This is a genomic window from Parahaliea aestuarii (assembly GCF_008064635.1).
Lineage (GTDB): Bacteria > Pseudomonadota > Gammaproteobacteria > Pseudomonadales > Halieaceae > Parahaliea > Parahaliea aestuarii.
The window spans coordinates 350,957-369,509 of sequence record NZ_VRYZ01000004.1 but is presented as its reverse complement, the minus strand read 5'-3'; the positions used below and the strand labels follow the sequence as shown (position 1 = coordinate 369,509).

General features: G+C 65.3%; 14 protein-coding genes. 10 read left to right on the top strand and 4 right to left on the bottom strand.

Annotation, left to right across the window (positions count from 1 at the left end):
• Positions 1–77 precede the first annotated feature (77 nt).
• A complete protein-coding gene (locus tag FVW59_RS11140) occupies positions 78–974 on the top strand; it encodes a LysR family transcriptional regulator (protein ID WP_148064382.1) in 897 nt (298 codons plus the stop codon).
• Here FVW59_RS11140 and FVW59_RS11135 read toward each other — a convergent pair.
• A complete protein-coding gene (locus FVW59_RS11135) occupies positions 945–3,623 on the bottom strand; it encodes a protein kinase domain-containing protein (protein WP_187275850.1) in 2,679 nt (892 codons plus the stop codon). The two genes, FVW59_RS11140 and FVW59_RS11135, sit on opposite strands and share 30 nt — an antisense overlap.
• A gap of 144 nt (positions 3,624–3,767) precedes the next feature.
• Here FVW59_RS11135 and FVW59_RS11130 point away from each other — a divergent pair, with 144 nt between their 5' ends.
• Positions 3,768–4,502, top strand: a complete 735-nt coding sequence (locus tag FVW59_RS11130) for a hypothetical protein (RefSeq protein ID WP_148064378.1) — start codon at positions 3,768–3,770, stop codon at positions 4,500–4,502.
• On the top strand, positions 4,499–5,287 hold the full coding sequence (locus FVW59_RS11125) for a hypothetical protein (protein ID WP_148064376.1): 789 nt from the start codon (positions 4,499–4,501) through the stop codon (positions 5,285–5,287). Before FVW59_RS11130 ends, FVW59_RS11125 begins: the two co-directional genes overlap by 4 nt.
• Here FVW59_RS11125 and FVW59_RS11120 read toward each other — a convergent pair.
• Positions 5,284–6,888, bottom strand: a complete 1,605-nt coding sequence (locus tag FVW59_RS11120) for a sodium:solute symporter family protein (protein WP_148064374.1) — start codon at positions 6,886–6,888, stop codon at positions 5,284–5,286. The two genes, FVW59_RS11125 and FVW59_RS11120, sit on opposite strands and share 4 nt — an antisense overlap.
• Before the next feature lie 164 nt (positions 6,889–7,052).
• Between FVW59_RS11120 and FVW59_RS11115 the strand changes: the two genes are divergently transcribed.
• The 3 genes from FVW59_RS11115 (at position 7,053) to FVW59_RS11105 (ending at position 11,973) form a co-directional block, all read left to right on the top strand.
• Entirely contained in the window at positions 7,053–8,156 is a 1,104-nt protein-coding gene (locus FVW59_RS11115; protein WP_148064372.1) for an efflux RND transporter periplasmic adaptor subunit, read from the top strand.
• A gap of 3 nt (positions 8,157–8,159) precedes the next feature.
• On the top strand, positions 8,160–11,330 hold the full coding sequence (locus FVW59_RS11110) for an efflux RND transporter permease subunit (RefSeq protein ID WP_148064370.1): 3,171 nt from the start codon (positions 8,160–8,162) through the stop codon (positions 11,328–11,330).
• Positions 11,331–11,451: 121 nt separating this feature from the next.
• Entirely contained in the window at positions 11,452–11,973 is a 522-nt protein-coding gene (locus FVW59_RS11105) for a nuclear transport factor 2 family protein (protein WP_148064368.1), read from the top strand.
• Here FVW59_RS11105 and FVW59_RS11100 read toward each other — a convergent pair.
• Positions 11,960–13,063, bottom strand: coding sequence for a helix-turn-helix domain-containing protein (locus tag FVW59_RS11100; protein ID WP_148064367.1), 1,104 nt, complete (start codon positions 13,061–13,063; stop codon positions 11,960–11,962). The two genes, FVW59_RS11105 and FVW59_RS11100, sit on opposite strands and share 14 nt — an antisense overlap.
• 128 nt (positions 13,064–13,191) lie before the next feature.
• Here FVW59_RS11100 and FVW59_RS11095 point away from each other — a divergent pair, with 128 nt between their 5' ends.
• A complete protein-coding gene (locus FVW59_RS11095; RefSeq protein ID WP_148064365.1) occupies positions 13,192–14,934 on the top strand; it encodes an N-acyl-D-amino-acid deacylase family protein in 1,743 nt (580 codons plus the stop codon).
• 90 nt (positions 14,935–15,024) lie between these two features.
• On the opposite strand, the gene FVW59_RS11090 is transcribed toward FVW59_RS11095, so the two are convergent.
• Positions 15,025–16,440: an amidohydrolase family protein gene (locus tag FVW59_RS11090; RefSeq protein WP_148064363.1), complete on the bottom strand. Its 1,416-nt coding sequence runs from the start codon at positions 16,438–16,440 to the stop codon at positions 15,025–15,027.
• A gap of 73 nt (positions 16,441–16,513) precedes the next feature.
• Between FVW59_RS11090 and FVW59_RS11085 the strand changes: the two genes are divergently transcribed.
• The 3 genes from FVW59_RS11085 to FVW59_RS11075 are packed head-to-tail and all read left to right on the top strand — an operon-like array spanning position 16,514 to position 18,546.
• Positions 16,514–17,530, top strand: coding sequence for an amidoligase family protein (locus FVW59_RS11085; protein ID WP_222711477.1), 1,017 nt, complete (start codon positions 16,514–16,516; stop codon positions 17,528–17,530).
• Positions 17,531–17,556: 26 nt separating this feature from the next.
• Positions 17,557–18,237, top strand: coding sequence for a gamma-glutamyl-gamma-aminobutyrate hydrolase family protein (locus FVW59_RS11080; protein ID WP_148064361.1), 681 nt, complete (start codon positions 17,557–17,559; stop codon positions 18,235–18,237).
• Positions 18,238–18,276: 39 nt separating this feature from the next.
• A complete protein-coding gene (locus tag FVW59_RS11075) occupies positions 18,277–18,546 on the top strand; it encodes a DUF3144 domain-containing protein (protein ID WP_246139707.1) in 270 nt (89 codons plus the stop codon).
• Positions 18,547–18,553 lie beyond the last annotated feature (7 nt).

Here is an 18,553-nt window from a genome sequence, read left to right as displayed (position 1 = left end):
TCCTGTCACATTGAGGAAATTGATTTTTATTATGGGTTAGTATTCATAACTGTTATTTGGATGAGGGGGCCCCTGGCGTGCGCCTCGATCATATCGACCTGAACCTGTTTGTCCTGTTTGATGCCCTCTACCGGGAGCGCAATGTGACCCGGGTGGCGATGCAGCTCAACCTGACCCAGCCGGCGGTGAGCAACGCCCTCGGGCGCCTGCGGCAGTCCTTCGACGACCCCCTTTTCTTGCGCACCCCGGACGGGATGCAGCCGACGCCGGTGGCGGAACGTATGGTGGCCGATGTGCGCGAGGCGCTGGTGTTACTGCGTCGCAGTGTGGGCGCCGGTGCCCGCTTTGTCCCGGCGACCTCGGACAAGACATTCCGCCTGGGTATGAACGACCTGGCCGAATCCCTGTTGCTGCCGGCCCTGCAGTCGTCGCTGGCGCACGCGGCGCCGGGCGTGGCGGTGGCCAGCTATTACGTGGACCGGGCCTCGGCCGTCGATGAACTGCGCGCCGGGCGCTCGGACCTGCTGCTCGATGCACCGGTGTTCAATGCCCGGGAACTGCGCCACGCGCCGCTGGCCAGCCTGCCCTATGTGGTGGCCATGCGCCGCGGGCATCCGCTGGCGCGCCGGAAAATGACGGAGAAGGCCTACCTGGCGGCGGAACACCTGCATGTGTCCAGCCGGCGCCGGGGGCGCGGACAGGTGGAAATTGCCCTGCACAGCCGCAACCTGCGGCGGCGGGTGTCGATGCGGGTTCAGAACTACCTGGTGGCGGCCCGCATCGCCCAGCAAACCGACCTGTTGTGGACAGTGCCCAGGGTATTGCTGCCGCTGGTTGACCTGGTGTCGCGGCCGCTGCCGTTCCCGGTGCCGCCGCTGGAGTGGCACCTGTTCTGGCACGGCAATGCCGATGGCGACCCCGCCAACCAGTGGCTGAGGCAGCGGCTACAGGCCCTGGCGGGTGATCTGGCCTGATTCGCTGGCAGTACTGTATTGCCCCGGCGCCTGCACGGCGCAGAGCTCAGTAGGCAGCATCCCCCGCCGCAGTGGTGTGCCTGCCCGGGTGTGGGCCTGCAGGGCAGCCAGCTTCGTCTTCCATTTTGCATCGCCCATGGCGATGGTGAGGGCGGCGGGGTCCAGGTCCTTCGCCAGCCGGGCGGCCCCTTCCACCTCGCCACTTTCCAGCAGGGTGGCCGCCAGCCAGAAACTGGCAGCCTGGGTATCCGGGGCCCGGGTTCCCCAAGTCGTAACGAAGGCCGCCCGGGCTTCGCCCAGTCGGGCTGCGGCGGGCCGGAGGTCGCCCCGGCAATAGTCGATGCTGGCCAGCATGCGCTGTGCGTTCAGGGCTTTCTCCTGACGCTCGTCCACGCTCAGCAGGAGCTGACGCCCGCGCTGCAGATAGCCCGCCGCGCGTTCCAGATCACCCGTTTCCATATAGAAACGGCCGGCAACCACCAGGGCCTGCCCCAGGGTAAAGGGGTCGCTGTCGCCGATACCGCTTTCCAGCTGCCGCAGCGCTGCCTGCAGGGTTGCCCCGGCGCCTTCCTGTTGCCCGTTGTGGAGCATGGCGTTGGCCTGTCCAAGGCGGGCGTAGGCGATCAGGGCGGGGCCGAGGGCCGCAGCATCGTAGGGTGAATGGAACAGTTCGCGGTAGTGCGCCAGTGCTTTGTCGTGCTGGCCGAGGCAGTTCAGTGTCTCGCCAATCCATGAGCGCACGTTGAACAGGTTGTAGGAGGATTCTGGCGAGGGCGGCAGGGCGATGGCCTCGGCGCTGCGCAGGTCTTTGAGTGCGCCGCTGCAATCCTTGCGCGCCGCTCTCAACATGCCGCGCAGGGCCTGCAGCACAAAGGCGTCCTCCGGGCTGCTACTGCTGGCGCTGCGCTGCAGATTGTCCACCGCGGACAGCACGGCCTCGGCCTCGTCAAACCGCGACTGTTCCAGCAGCAACATGGCGTAGCCGCGCCGCGCCAGCAGGCTGCGCGGGTGAGCCGGGCCGTAGGCGCGACCCAGCAGATCCACGGCGAGACGCTGCTGCTGTTCCGCCGCGCTGTAGTCACCGAGGCCGGTCAGGCCCTGGGCAATGCCGTTGCGAATCCAGCCCTCACTGCCCGGGTCGTTGGCGAAACGTTCGCCCACGGTGTCCGCGGCGTGGCGCAGTACGCGCCGCATGCCGGGGTCCGGGTCGCTGTCGGTCTTGAGGGCGCCGGTGTTGGCCAGTACATCCCGGTAGAGGAAATCGTTCACTGCCTGCAGCCGCTCACTGCTGATACTCGCCTGGCGGTACAGGAACAGGCTGGCGCCAAGCCCGGCCAGCAGGGTCAGCAGTGTCGCCATCAGCCAGGGGCGTCGCGCCCGGCTTTTCTGCAGGGCGCGCTGTGCTTCCCGCGCACGCTGCTCCACCTGTTGCTGCGCGCGCCGCTCCTCGCGCCTGGCGTCCAGTCTGCGCAGGCGCTGGGCCAGGTCGCTGACAGCCCCCAGGCGTTGCTCCGGATCACCGTCGGTGGCGCCGGACAGATCGAGGCGAAGCAGGGGGTCACTCACATCCCGCTCCCAGCCGGGTGCCATGGGTTTGCGCAGGTCGCCAACGACAAACTGGTAGAGCATCACGCCCAGTGCGTAGAGGTCGCTCTGGACGGTGGGCGGCTGACCTGCCAGCAGTTCCGGGGCGAGGTAGTGCGCAGTGCCGCTGCCGGAATCGCTCAGGATGCTGCCGCTGGTGCTCAGCCCGGAGCCGGTGATATCGCCCAGGCGGGCCGCTTCCAGCAGGCGGCCGCTGCCAAAGTCACTCAGGCGGGCCTGCCAGCCGCCCTCTGGTGTCGGGTCCATCAGGACGTTGGCCGGCTTGAGGTCCTTGTGCAGCACCCCGACGCTGTGCGCGGCGGCCACTGCATCGGCTATCTGCAGGAACAGTTCAAGTCGCTGTTCCAGTGCCATGGCGGCAAGACCCTGTCCGCTCGCGACCCAGGCGATCAGGGACTCGCCGGCGTAGTCACATTCAAGGAAGAAGGGCGCTGTCTCGAAGTTCCAGTCGATGATGCGCGCGAAGTCCGGTCGTTCACCGAGGTTCTCCCGCAACACACGGTACAGGGTGGCCTCGCGTTTCAGCTCAGTCAGGCTTTCGCCGCCGGGGCTGAACTTGTAGACCCGCAGCTCTCCGGTTTTTGCGTGTCTGGCGCTCCAGACTTCGTTGTCCCGCGAGCCGCCCAGGCGGTTTTCCAGCAGGAAGTTGGGGCGGCCCGGAACCGCCGCACCCGGCGCCAGGTCCAGCCGGCTGCCGAGGTGACGGCCGACAGCGGTACGCTCCAGCGGGCCGTGGAAGCGATAGCCGACCCGGGGCTGGGTGATGATAAAGCTCGCGCCCTCGGGATTGAGGGCAGCGCGCAACTTGGCGATGGCGTTGGCCACCACGTTGTCCACGGTGGGGCGACCCTGCCACACCGTGTCCAGCAACTCCTCCCGGGTGACTACTTCGCCGGCATGGGCCAGTAGTTTGGCCAGTACTTCCAGCGGTTTGCGCTGGATATCCACCGGCAAGCCGGCAACCCGCAACTCGAACCGGGCCTCGTCGAACTCCGCCGTGCCGAAGCGATAGCGGAACAGGGCCGTCTTCGAAGTCTTCACCATCGCTGTCCGGCTCCTCGCAGGATCCATGCAAGATGTTGAATCCCCGCCCTTTTTTGCCGGGTTAGGAATTGGTTATGGCAAAGATAGGACATCTGCGCGGCCCTGCGCCAGCCTGAAGGTAATGATGCAGACAGGAGATATAGCATGGATACCAGAAAGTTCAGCCTGCTGTTAATCGCCGGAGGGCTCGGGTTGGTCCTGATTGCGGCGGTCTGGTTCTTTATCACTTATGCCGAGGCCATGGAAATGGCGGGCAGTTTCATGGGCGAGGACTATAGCGCGCGTCTGCTGGCCTGCCTGTACTCCTCGACAGCGATTTGCGAGGGCGCGGTGGCCTTTGCCGAAGGGCCGGCCTACAGCCCCGTTGTGTTCTGGCTCGGAGTGATCGCCTTGCTGGCGGGTAGTGCAGCGTGGTTCGCCAGCGGTCAGCACACTGCGGTGAGTGGCGAATCCTGTGCCGCTCAGCGGCACAGCGAGCCTGCGGGCTTTATTCCACCGGCCAGGTACACGCGCTACTGCTATCTGCTGGCCCTGGCCGGTGCGGGGCTGGGGCTGTTGGTGTCGCCCCTGGCGGTGCTGAGCCTGGTGTCGGTGCTGCTGGCGGTGCTGGGCCTCACAGGCTACCGGGCGCGACTGAATATCCTGGATGTATCTCATCTGAGCCTGGTTCTGCTGGTGAGCACAGCGGCGGCCCTGCTGCTCTTGCTGACCCGCGGCACCCTGCTGTTCCTGCTGGTGGCCCTGGCCCAGGTCGCGTGTCTGTATGTGGGCTTCAACAGCTTCCGTGGCCAGCGCAGCATCACCATACACAACGTAAAAGAAGAGTGCCGGGCGGCGTTCCGGCAAGTGTTCTCCTCAGTCCGGGGTGAGCAGTCATGAGCGTGATGTGTGAGGGAGTGCAGCCGATGTGGGTTCCTCAGCCGTTGTATCGGCGAGTGGCCGCCGTCGTGCTGGTGGTATTGTCGCTGTCCGCCGGATCCGCCCGGGGCGGGCAGGAGGGGGAAGCCTTTGACATACTGGGATTTCGCCTGGGGATGGACAGAGAGCAGGTAGAAGCGCTCTTTCGCCAGTTGAACCCCGACGTCAAACTCGACGTGCGCAATGCCTACTTCCACTATTCCGACGGTTTGCAGAATCTGCAAACCGAGGAGTTTCTGGGCAGCATTTCCGGCCCTGTCCGCCACGACCTCAGTAACCAGGAGATCCTGTCGGTGACGGTGGAATTCTCGCCGCCGCCCCTCGGCGGCCGGGTCGTGCAGATCACGCGCAGCGACAACAACATCGCCAACCCGGTTACGCTGGCTGAGTTCCAACAGGCCCTGATCGGCAAGTATGGCCAGCCGGCCTCGCAAATTTACGGCCTGCAGTGGCACTTCCCCGCCGGTCGCAAGCTCTGTTCGACCGCGGCCAGCGGGCCGGTTGCCGGTAGCCTGAGTAGCCTGGTTCAGGGGCGCGATCGCGAGCTGAAGTACGCCAGCCCCGAGCAGTGCGCCTCCTATCTGTCATTTCGCATGATCGGAAATCCGGTGAAGGCCGTGGGGGCACGCATGGTGGATGTAGAACAGGCTATCCGCGCGCAACTTGCTGCCAGTGACTGGGTGGCAGGCCTGCAGGAGAAGGCTGTGGCAGAGCGCATCGCCCGGGGCAAGGGGCCGCAGCTCTAGCCGATGTTCGCCAGCAACGCCAGCAGGGCTGCAAACCAGCACAGCAGCAGGATGCAGCGCCGCGGCCAGTGCAGGCGGGATTCGCGTCGCAGCAACGCCAGCGGATGGGGCAGGGCTTCGCGGTCGAAACGGTGGCTGGACGCGCTGAGCAGCCACCCGCCGCCGAAGGTGACGACAAAGCCGATGACATTCCACCACAGCCAGGACACTCCCGGCGCGTAGCGCCACATCAGGGCGTTGCCGGCGATGCCCAGCAGCAGGCCGACACAGGCACCGCGGCCATCGGCGCGGCGGGTCAGCAGGCCGAGGGCGAACACCGCCAGGATGGGCCCATTGGCGAGGGAGCCGATCTTGTTGATGGCTTCCAGCACGGTCGGGGCGATATCGCCGACATAAAAGGACAGGGTCAGGGTCACCACGCCCCAGGCCACGGTAATCCCGCGCGACAGCCACAGCTCCCGGGTCGGGCCTGGCGGCCGGCGCGAGAAGCGCAGTACAAAATCTTCCATGGTGGTGGCGCTGAGGGAGTTGAGCACCGAATCCAGGGACGACATGGCGGCGGCAAACAGTGCCACCAGCCCCAGGCCCACCAGCCCCGGTGGCAGGCTGTCGATCATGTAGCGCGGCACCGCCAGGTTGTACTGGGGAGCGCCATCGTGCAGAGGCAGACTGGGGATGAAGCCGCTGTTTTCGCTGGCGTAGGCGGCGATGCCGACCCCCACCAGGCAGTACAGGGCCACCAGCGGGAAGCGCAGCAGGCCATTGATCATCAGGGCGCGGTTGGTGGTGTCGATGTCGCGCGTGCTGAGCAGGCGCTGCACCTGGCTCTGGTCGCAGCCGTAGTAAGCCAGGTAGAGAAACAGGCCGCCGATCAGCATCGGCCAGAAGGCAAAGGTCTCGCCGTCGCCGAGGCCGTGACGACTGAAGTCCAGGGCCTGGCGCCGGGCCGGTTCGATGCGCTCCAGCAGTCCACCGATACCGCCGTGGTCGGCGGCCAGCAGCACCAGCAGGAGCGCCAGCACCACGACCAGGATAGCCATCTGCAGCACGTCGCTGTAGATCACCCCACGGATGCCACCGAGTACGTCGTAGACCACGGTAAACACGCCGAGTATCACCACCGACCAGAAAAAGCCGATACCGAGGATGAGGTCGATGACAATGGCGATGCTGAATACGGTGACCGCCGTGGCGAAAGCCCGCACAAACTGGAACAGCGCCGACAGCAGCAGGCGGGTGCGCAGATCGAAACGCTGTTCAAGGTAGGCGTAGACCGACACCAGCTGCAACTGGCGAAACAGGGGCATGACCAGCAGAATCAGTAGCACCATGGCCAGCGGCAGGGCCAGTTCATACTGCAGCCACACCAGGCCGCCACCGGCGGCGAAGGCGACAAAGGCCGGTGCGCCGAGGATACTGTTGGTGGAGCACTGGGTAGCCATCACCGAGATGGCGACCGGCCAGGCGCCGAGGGCCCGGCCTCCCACGTAGTAGTCGTTGCGGTCGCGCTGTTGCCGGGCCAGCCACAGGGCGAACAGCACCAGGAACACCAGATACGCGCCGATCACCAGCCAGTCCAGCGGTGACAGTGACGGATTCATCGGTGCCGCTCGCTTTCCCCTGAGTGTCCGATGGTAGGGGGAGGGCGCTGGAAATGCCAGTTGGCCGGTGGCGGGAACATAGTAAGTGGGCGGGCTGTCCTATATTCTTGCTGCCTGATTGATAGTCATTCCTGTTTATTGCCAACAAGGTGCAGAGCATTCCCGTGATTTCCCGCCACCGATCCACTTTGTCCCTGCTGGTCGCTGTACTGGCGGTCTCTGTCATGGTCCCTGTCAGCGCCCAGAATGCCGGGGTACCGGTTACCGTTGCCGAAGTACGGCGCATGGCCATACTGCAACAGGTACCCCTCACCGGTACCGTGATGGCCCAGCGCAGTTCGCGCCTGTCGGCGGCCACCAGCGGGCTGGTGCAGTCGCTGCGGGTCGATGCCGGTTCGCGGGTGGAGGAGGGCGATGTACTGCTGGAGCTGGATCCCGAACTGGCGGCCCTGCAGCTGGACAGCGCCGAGGCCCGGGCGCGGCAGGCCGGCAATGCGCTGGAAGACGCCAGGCGACGGCTCAAGGAAGCGCAGGTACTGATTCCCCAGCGCAGCATTGCCGAAAGCGTGGTGCGGGACATCGAATCGGAAGTGCAGCAGGACCAGGCCGCCCGCGAGCAGGCGCTGGCAGACGCGGCCTACCAGCGCGCGGTGCTGGCGCGACACACTCTGCGGGCACCTTTCGCCGGGGTGGTGAGTGCCAAACTGACCGACCTCGGCGAGTGGGTGACGCCGGGGCAGGCGGTGCTGGATCTGGTGGCCGTCGATGCAGTCCGCATGGACTTTCCTGTCGCGGAAGACTACCTGGAAGCCATTCGCCAAGGCGGCGAGGTTCACTACAGCCTGAGCACCGCGCCGCAACTGCGTTATGTGGGCCAGGTGGAAACCGCGGTGCCGGTCACCGACCCCGGCGCCCGCACTTTCATGCTGCGGGTGCTGCCCGGGGATGAAGGCCCCCGGCTGATGCCCGGCATGTCGGTGAGCGCGGTGCTGCAGATGCCCACCGGGCGCAACGGACTGGTGGTGCCGCGGGATGCCACCCTGCGTTATCCCGATGGCCGCACCGTGGTGTGGACCATTCAGCGCGACGGCGATGGTCCCACCGTGACCGAGAACCTGGTGCAGACCGGCCTGCAGTTCGACGGGCTGGTGGAAATCCGCAGCGGCCTGTCCGGTGATGAGCTGGTAGTGCTGGAGGGCAATGAGGCCCTGCAGATCGGTCAGGCGGTGACGGTGCGCAAGGCGTCGGCGTCCGCCGGAGGGGCCTAGACCATGTTCGAGAAGATCGTCGCCCGCGGCACCCTGATGACGGTCACTGTATTGATTGTCTGTGTGCTGGGCATTGTCGCCGCCCTTCGTATTCCGGTGCAGATGATCCCCGATCTCGACGTGCGGGTGATCAGCGTGCGCACCAACTGGCCCGGCGCGACACCGCAGGATGTGGAAAAGGAGATTCTCATCGAGCAGGAGGAGTACCTGCGCAACCTGCCCAATCTGTCGCGCATCATCGCCACCGCCGGGAGCGGCTCGGCGGAGATCGAACTGGAGTTTCCCTTCGGCACCGACATCACCGAAATGCTGATCCGGGTCAATAACGCCCTCAGCCAGGTGCCCTCCTATCCCGAGGCGGTGGACGAGCCGCGCATCTACGCCAACTCATTCTCCGCCAATAACTTCATGTTCTTCATCGTCACGCCGCTGCCGGGCAATCCGCGCCAGCTCGATATGGACCTGAGCCGCGACTTCCTGGAGGACAACGTCAAGCCGCGCCTGGCGCGGGTCCCCGGGGTATCGGAAGTCAGTGTCTGGGGCGGCGCCGAACGGCAGGTGCAGATCCTGATCGATCCGGCCCGGCTGGCCCAGCGCGGCCTGAGCCTCGCCGACGTGCGCAACGCCATTCGCAGCCGCAACCGCGACCGGTCGGGCGGTGAAATTGAATCGGGCAAGCGCCAGTACCTGTTGCGCACGGTCGGGCGCTTCGATTCGGTGGCCTCGCTCAATGACCTGGTGCTGGCGCGCCGCGGCGACTCGGTGATCCGCCTGGCCGATGTCGCCACCATCCAGCTCGACCATTTCGAGAAGCGGGATGTCACCACCTTCAATGGCCAGGACGGCATCATGGTCGCCCTGCGGCGGGAGTCCGGCTCCAATGTGATCGACATCAAGCGCGCCATTCTCGCCGACCTGGAACCGATGAATGCCGAGTTGCTGCAGCCCAACGGCCTGGTGATGGAACTGATGTCCGACGACGTGCGCTACGTCGAGGACTCGGTGGCCAATGTGTGGCAGAACCTCATTCTCGGCGCGCTGCTGGCCACGGCGGTGATGTACCTCTTCCTGCGCTCCTGGCGCACCACCCTGGTGGGGGTGATGGGCATTCCCATCTGCATCATCGTGGCCTTCCTCGGCCTGTTGCTGGCGGGGCGCACGGTGAATGTGATCTCCCTCGCCGGTATTGCCTTTGCCATCGGCATGACCCTGGACAACAGTATCGTGGTGCTGGAAAGCATCGAGCTGGAGCGGCGGCGGGGCGCCGACCGCATCCGCGCCGCGGTGGAGGGCGTGCGCCAGGTGTGGCCGGCGGTCTTCGCCTCTACCATGACCACGGTGCTGGTGTTTATCCCGGTGCTGTTTGTGCGCGAGGAGGCCGGGCAACTGTACTCCGACATTGCAATGGCCATATCCGCCGCCATCCTGGCCTCGATGCTGGTGGCGATCACCGTGTTGCCCACGGCCGCGGCGCGACTGACCATCCGCTCCCGGGGCAAAGGCGAGGGCAGCGCCAGCGGCGAGCGCCTGCGTCGATCGACCCTGGCCGCGGTGGAGGCCCTGCTGGCCACGCCGCGCCGGCGCTATACCTGTATTGGCGTAACCTGCCTGTTGAGCGTGGTAATCATCGCCTGGCTGACGCCGCCGGCGGAGTATCTACCCGAGGGCGAAGAGCCGAAGGTCTTTGCTTCCATGAATGCTCCCCCAGGCTACAACCTGCCGGCCATGCTGCAGATCGGGCGCGAGATCGAACAGTTTCTGCTGCCCTTCGTCGATGCCGATCCCGTGGACTTCCAGCGCGGCGGGGCGCCGGTACCCGCCCTGAAATACCTCAACATTCGTATCGGCACGGGCAACATGCGCATCATTACCGAGCCGGTGGACGGCGCCGATATCGAAGCCCTGATGGACGTCCTCACCGAGGTCTATGAAGGCTACCCGGGCATGCGCGCCTTCGCCGCTCGCGGTTCGATCATCACTAGCAACGACGGCGGTACGCGCAGCATCAATCTCGATATCGGCGGGGCGCGCCTGGAGGATATCTACCGGGTGGCGCTGTCGGCTTACCGCCACGCCGGGGAAGTGTTCGACAACCCGCGCATCCAGAGTCAGCCATCCTCCCTGACCCTGGCGCAGCCGATGGTGGAAATTCACCCCCACTGGGAGCGGGCAGCGGAGCTGGGGCTGACCGCCGAGGACCTCGGGTTCACCGTATCGGCACTCACCGACGGCAGCTATGTCGATGAGTTCTTTATGGAAGACGACAAGATCGACATCTACCTCTACTCCGATGTGGGCCAGAATGCCGAGCTGGACAACCTGGCCCAGTTACCGGTGTACACACCCAGCGGCGCGGTGCTGCCGCTGGGCGCACTGGCGAGCATCGAGGAGTCTGTCGATACCAACTCGCTGCGCCGGGTGAACGGCCGCCGCACAGTCACGCTCAATATCATTCCGCCGCGCAGCATCCCGCTGGAAACCGGTGTGGCCATGGTGCGCGATGAGCTGGTGGCGGGAATGCGTGAGAGCGGTGAAATCCCGGCGGGCGTGACCATTGATATTTCCGGCGCTGCCGATCAGCTGGACGCCACCCGGGAGGCGCTGGTCAGCAATTACGCGGTCGCGCTCTTCATCATCTACCTGCTGATGGTGGCCATCTTCACGCACTGGGGTTATCCCCTGCTGATCATGACCTCTATCCCACTGGGGATCGCTGGCGGTATTGTTGGCCTGGCGCTGTTGAACGGTGTCGGCGCCCTGTTGCCGGCGCTGGGTATGGCGGCCATCGTGCAGCCCTTCGACATGATTTCCATGCTCGGCTTCCTCATTCTCATGGGGACCGTCGTCAACAACCCCATCCTGATCGTTGACCGTGCCGTGCGGAATGTGAAAGTGCATGGTCTGGAACCCGTTGCAGCGGTGAGGGAGGCGGTGGAAGCGCGCCTGCGACCGATCGCCATGTCGACCATTACCACCATTTGCGGCCTGGCGCCGCTGGTGATGATCCCGGGGGCCGGCACCGAGCTGTATCGCGGTGTTGGCGCCATTGTCATGTTCGGCATTCTCGGCGCGGCACTGGTCACCCTGACCATGCTGCCTGCGCTGACGGTGGTGGTACTGGAGTGGAGTGAGCGCCTGTCCGGCCAGCGCCCGGCCGGCGAGCCCCAGCCCTGAGCCGGTGCACCGGCTGCCGCCGGGCAAAGGCCAGGGTGGGCTGAATAGCTACACCCCGTTGCCGGCGCAAAACGGGGCGCGTGGCTATACTCGGTGCCAATCGGGTAAGCGAGGGTTGGAAATGGCTCCACAGGAACTACAGCAACTGGCCGCCGAAGCGGAAATTCGCCGGGTTCTGGCGCAGTATTGCCGGGCCCTCGATCGCATGGACAAGAACGCGGCCTATGGCGTCTGGCACAGCGATGGCAGCGCCCTCTATCACGATATCTTCGAGGGCAGCGGGCACGGCTTTGTCGACTGGGTGTGGCAGGCCCACGCGGCCATGGAACGCCACTCCCACCAGATCGCCCAGAGCTGGATTGCCGTGGATGGCGACAGCGCCCGCAGCGAAAGCTACGTCACCGTGTGCCTGTGGACCCTGCCCGATGCCGATGGGCGGCAGCAGGAAATCGTCGGCCGCGGCCGCTATCTCGATCGCTGGGCCTGCCGCAAAGGGCGCTGGGCCATTGAGCACCGGGAGCATGTGCTCGACATGCAGACCATCCATCCACTGGGCGCTGAGGCTGGCCAGGCCAGCGTGAAAGGCTATGTCAGCGCTGTCTCGTCCCGCGACAGCAGCGACCCGTCGTTCAATTACTGTTAGTGCCCTGCTGGTAGGCCCGGGGTGAAACCCCAACATGGCGACTGAAGGTGCGGGAGAAATAGGCGGGGTCCGGGTAGCCCACCTCGGCGCCGATGTCGGCGATACCGAGGGCGCTGTCGTGCAGCAGTCGGGCGGCGTGGGCCATGCGCAACTCGTCCCGGTAACCCAGCACACTCAGGCCACACTGCTCGCGGAACAGGCCCGACAGGCGCGAGGGAGAGAGGCTGGCGGCCTGCGCCACGTCTTCCAGGCTGAAGGCCTCAATATAGTGGGTGCGGATAAACTCCCGGGCGCGCTCAATGCGCGCGTCGCGCTGGCTCTGGTAGCCCGGCGGCAGGCAGGCGCGGCAGCGCAGTATCAATTGCTCCAGCAGGTTGTGTGACAACTCCTCGCGCAGTGCATCCTCGCTGTGCAGGCAGTGCTCGAGGTCGCGGAACAGGGTGCGTATTCTGGCAGTGGCGGCGCCGTTTATGTGCAGGACACTGACCTGACTGCTGAACTCGGGCCAGCGCAGCCAGTCCCGCCAGCGTGAATCGGGCTGGAATACTACCCAGTCGTAACGCCATTCATTTTCCCCGGCAAGCGGCTGGAGGTTGTAGAGAGCGCCCGGCGCGACCAGTACCACCATGTCTGGCTTGAGGGCAAGGCTGCGACCCGCCGCCCGCAGACTGGCGCCGCCGCCCTCGCAGCACAGCATGCTCCAGCCCTGTTCGCTCTCGCTGCCGTAGGCAAAACCGCGCTTCAGTTCGGCGCTGCGCCAGCGGGCGTAGCCAGCAGTGATGGGGGCGCGAAACAGCAGGTTGGGGTCGAGGTTGCTGAGGTAATCCTGCAAGAATCCCGCCGCGTCTTCAGCGCTGAAACCGGCCTCCTCACACCAGGCCTGACGCCAGCGCGGCGCCACTACGGCCAGCGGACTGGCCGCCGGCAGCGGGCGCTGCAGCGCTTCCACATAGTACTTGATGGAACGGCGATCCAGCGGTGTATCCAGGGTTTCGAACCAGTGCCCGGCGCTGTCCAGTTGTGCCGCGGCTACCGGGCGCCCGTCCAGCAGACGGAAGAGGGCGTTGGCGGCATCGCGCTCGTGCTTCATGTCAGTAAAATCGTCCAAGTATTCAACGCAATGATCATACTAGCCCATCGCTGGCGAGAGTACATTGGTGCTGGTTGCAGCGCGTCGCCACGCCCGGCCTGTGTTCCCACGATAATGAGGATAAAACCATGAGTGAGCCGCAAAACCTGTTGATCCAGAACGGTACTGTCGTCGACGGCACCGGTGCACCGGCCTATCGCGCCGATGTGCGCATTCGCCAGGGACTGATTGTTGAAATCGGCGAGGGCCTGAGCCCCGCTGAAGGTGAAGCGCGCTATGACGCCGCGGACTGCATCGTCGCCCCCGGCTTCATCGAATCTCACACCCACTACGATGGCGCCATGTGGTGGGACAATAGCCTCGACCCGCTGCCCGGCTACGGTGCTACCACCCAGGTGATGGGCAACTGCGGCTTTGCCACCGCCCCCCTGTCCGACGATGCCGCAGCCCGTCGCGAGGTGGTGAAAATCTTCTCCTTCTTTGAAGACATTCCCGAAGGCCCCTTTATCGACAAGCTGCCCTGGGACTGGAAGACCTGGCCGGAGTACCGGGACTCCATGGTGGAAAAGTGCAAGGTGCCCCTGAACTACGCGGTGTATTGCGGCCATATCGCCCTGCGCCTGGCGGCCATGGGGATGGAGGCCTGGGAGCGCGCCGCGACCCCGGCTGAAATCGAGCACATGGCGCAGATGCTGGAGGAGGCCATGGCGGCCGGTGCCATGGGCATGTCCTCCAACCTGATGGATCACGATGGCGAGGATCGTCCGGTGCCGAGCCTGATGGCCGACGACGCCGAGTTTCGCGCCCTGATGGAGGTGCTGGACCGCTATCCCGGCAGCAGCCTGCAGATCATCCTCGACACCTTCCGCAATATGACCGCGGGGGAATCCCTGCAGCGACTGGTGCGATTGTCCGATGGCCTCAATGTCCGCGTGCAGTGGGGCGGCGTGCCGACCCTGGAGTTCCAGCGCGACCTGATGGGCATCCAGGCACCACTGGTGCAACTGCACGAGCAGATCAAGGCCTCCGGAAAGGATTTCTGGACCGGCTTTGCCCACATTCCGGTGACTTCGACCCTCAGTGTGCAGAACTCCCTGATGTTCGCCCAGAGCAATGACTATGTGTGGCACGAGGTGGTCACCGCAGAGACTGACGAGGATAAAATCCGCATCCTGCGCGACCCCGAGTGGCGCGCACGCGCGCGCAAGAGTTGGGATGAGGAGACTTTTGAGTTTTCTCCCTTCCCCAAAGGCCGGGCCGAGAACCTGCAGTTGCTCAACTCCGAGAATGGCGCCGGCCCCATTCACACCACGTTGGGCGAGTACCAGCAGCAAATCGGAGCGCCCCACCCGTCGGATGCGATGGCCGAGTGGATTCTCGCCAATGGCCTGGAGTCCACCGTCACCATGCCGCCCTTTGCGATGACCGACGATGTGGTGGAGGCCCTGATCAAGGACCCCATGGCCACCGGCAATATCAACGACTGCGGCGCCCACGGCCAGATGTTCTGCGGCGGTGGCGAAAACATCAAGCTGCTGACCTACTGGGTGCGTGAAACCGGCAAAATCACGATCGAGGAGGCCATCCACTCCATGACCGGCAAGCTGGCGCGGCACTTCTCGCTGCCGGACCGGGGCGAACTGGTGGTGGGCAAGCGCGCTGACATCACTGTGTTCAAGCTGGACGAGATCGAATCGCGGGATATGGAGCGTGTGTACGACGTGCCGAACGGCAAGGGCGGGCACACCTGGCGCTGGACCCGGCAGCCGGCGCCGATGCGCCTGACGGTGGTGAACGGGGTGACAACCTTTGACGGTACAGCCGCGACCGATGCGCGCCCGGGGGTGATGGTAAGTCCGGTAGCAGCCTAGCGGTCGCGCCGTCGCACAATGGGCCCCTGCCCAGAGCAGGGGCCGCAGCAAAACCTGAGTGACTGCTCAAATCCCCGAGTAGTCATTGACTTACTGCCGCCCCGTTTCCAGCGCCTGCTTGCGCGCCGCGGCCGCATCCAGCATTCCATCGAGAGCCGCGCGGTCAAAGACTTCGCCGCCCCGGATCAGGCTGTGTATTGCGCGTGTAGCGGCGATGTCTTCCAGTGGATTCTCCTCCAGCACCACCAGGTCGGCCCGCTTGCCGGGGCTGATGCTGCCATAGTCGTCGCCGAGGCGCATAAAGCGCGCGCCGTTGATGGTGGCCGCCTGCAGGGCCTGCAGCGGCGTTAGTCCGGCCTCCACGAACAGCGCCAACTCGTCGTGCAGGGCCTGGGCCGGGTAGACATAGGTGTTGAGCGCCGCGGAATCGCTGCCCGCCAGCAGTGTTACGCCGGCCTCTTGCAGGGGCGGTAGCTGGGCGGCGATGAGACGATAGCGCTCCTTGCGGGCAGCGCGCTGGGCCGCGGTCTCCCCGGCCATGCGCCCAATGCGCCACTGGTATTTGGCGGTGAACTGCTGGGTCAGATAGCGCAGGAAGGCATCGTCGCTGTGGTCGGTCTCATCCAGCCAGGCCAACTGCCGGCCTCCGATCAGGGTGGGGGTGACGGCGACGTCGAGGGCGGCGAGGCGAGCGTAGGCGGCATTGGCAGTGGCCTGGTTGAAGTCGCGGTCGTAGCGGGCGTTGGCGTCGTCGGCGCCCAACTCTCCCGCGCGCACGGCGCGGGCGATATCTTCCTCGTCAGCGCTGCCCAGGCGCAGCAGGTAGCTGGCGTGCTCGATGCTGGAGACACCGGCGGCGGCCAGCTCGAAAATGCCCAGGCCCAGCGGCACATGGGTGGATACCAGCAGACTGCGGCGGTGGGCTTCGGCCACCGTTTCCAGAAACAGCGCCGGCGGCAGGGTGTTTTCGGTGATTTTGATGAAGTCGACACCAAGCGCCTGCTGTTCATCCATCCCCGCCAGCATTTGCGCCCGGTCGGCGATTTCGCGATCGCCTTCCCACAGGGAATCCACACCCTCGAACTTCTGCCCGGAGGTGAAAATGCGCGGCCCCAGCCGCTCACCGGCGGCAATTTCCCGGCGCCAGTCCAGCACGGTACCGGCCAGGCTGCCGGAAGCGTCGCGCACCGCGGTGATGCCGTAGGCGAGGTAGAGTGGCAGCAGCAGGGCGTTGTCCTCTACCAGGTCAGTGCCCTCGAAATGTACGTGCATGTCCCACAGGCCGGGGATCAGGTAGCGCCCGCCGAGGTCGAGTGTACGCTCCGCTACCGCAGGCGCAGCGGGTTGCCGCAACCCGGCGATTCGGCCGCCTTCCAGCAGCACGTCGCGCTGCAACAGGCGGCCCTGTTCCACGTCCACGACCTGCACATTGGTCAGCAGGAGTGACTCCCCCGCGTGGCTGTGCAGTGCAATCAGGGTGAGGGTCAGCAGTAGGTATCGCAGCATGGGAACTCCGGCGTGTATAGTAAAAGTGACTTTGCAGTGGTAGTGCCGGGAACGGCTTGGGCGAGGATGCTACGTGAAAAGCAGCGACGACAACAGTTATCGGGCCGGTCTGTGGCCGATGCCGCCAAAGACCCTTACGCAGGAGGGTAAGCCGCGGCGTGTGGGCGTTGAGCTGGAGTTTTCCGGGCTGGATATCGAGCGCATTGCCGGCCTGATGCTGGCGGAACTGGGTGGCGAGGCGGAGGTGGTCTCCGCCTATGAACAGAAGCTCCACAACACCAGTCTCGGCAGCTTTGGCCTGGAGCTGGATTACGCCTACCTGAAACAGTTGGGGAGGGAACGGAATCTGGCTGAGGAGAGCGAGCTGGAGCAACTGGGAGAGTCCCTGCTCAAGCTGGTCGCCGAACAGCTGGTACCCCATGAGGTGGTCAGCCCGCCGATCCCCATGCAGGAATTGTGGCGATTGGGTGCGCTGCTGCAGCGCCTGCGTGAGGCCGGCGCCAAAGGTACCCGGCACGCCGCTGTCTACGCCTTTGGCCTGCACCTCAACCCGGAATTGCCGGACTTGAGTGCCACCACCATTCTCGCCTATCTGCGGAGCTTCCTCTGCCTCTATGAGTGGCTGCTTGAACGGGAGGAGGTGGATCTCAGCCGTCGTATCACGCCTTATATTGCTCCCTTCCCGCGCAAATACGTAGTGCGGGTGCTGGACGCCGACTACGCGCCGGACCTGCCGACCCTGATCGACGACTACCTGGCTCACAATGCCACCCGCAACCGGGCGCTGGACCTGCTGCCGCTGTTCACCTACCTGGACGCCGAACGGGTGAAGAGGGCGGTGACAGACGGGCGCGTCGGCAGCCGGCCCACCCTGCATTACCGCCTGCCCAACTGCCAGATCGACGAGGGCAGCTGGAGCCTCGCTTCACCCTGGCGCAACTGGCTGCAGGTGGAAACACTGGCCTGCGATGAGCGTCGCCTGGCGCTGGTCTGCCGCGCCTATCGCCGGCACTTCGATGCCCCCGCCGGCGGCCTGTTTCACGACTGGCCGCAAGCGATGAGCCGCTGGCTGTTGCCGGAGTTGCTGTAATTGCGAGCGGGCAGGGCGCATCGCCTGTGCAGCGGCCACTGATCGGCGTCACCGGCGCCGACGGTCACCTGCCGGTGGCCTGGTGGTTCATCCGCTGGGCCCTCTGGCGCTGTGGGGCCCGGGCCGTGCGGATGACACCGCGGCGCGACGGGGTTGAGGCCCTCGACGGTGTCATTATCAGCGGCGGTGACGATATCGACCCCGGTCTCTACCTGCCTCACGATCCGGAGCGGGCTCCGATGAACCCGGAACGCGACCGCTTCGAGATTGCCGTGCTGGAGACCGCACTGCCGGCGGATCTGCCGGTACTGGGTATCTGCCGCGGGGCGCAGTTGTTGAATGTGGTACTGGGTGGAAGCCTGCTGCCGGATCTGCGGCCTTTGCGCAGGCGCACTTCCAACCGCCGCACGCCGCTGGCGCGCAAAACCCTGCTGGTGGAGCCGGACTCGGCGCTGGAGGGCATTCTCGGTGCCCGCCGCCTGCGTATCAACAGCCTGCACCACCAGGCGATTGACCGCCTGGGGGAGGGGCTGGTGGTTAGCGGCCGCGACCTCGACGGTTTCGTACAGGCCGTGGAATCGCCCGGGCGGCGTTTTCTCAAAGGGGTGCAGTGGCACCCGGAGTACCTGCCCACCCGCACGGCGCATCTCAACCTGTTTCGCGCCCTGGTCGACGCCGCCTCCACAGCAGGGGGCGGTGAGTGCTAGAATTGGCAGCCATTCACTCCAGACAACGAGGGCCGAGCCATGGCAACCCCAGAAGAAGCCGAACAGCACCAGAAAAGCATGCAGCGATTTATCGATCTCGCCAATACCATGAAGAACGAAGGGGTGCCCACCCGGCTGATCTCCGCCGCCCTGATGACCGCTTCCGGCGTGTACACCACCTACGCCTTTGCCGGCAATAGTGGCGGCCTGAACGGCAGCGGTATCGACAAGGTTGTCGAGGCCTATCGCCAGAACCTGCAGAACATCCAGGACGCCAAGCGCGAGGAAGTTCAGCAGCAACAGCAGTAACCTGCAG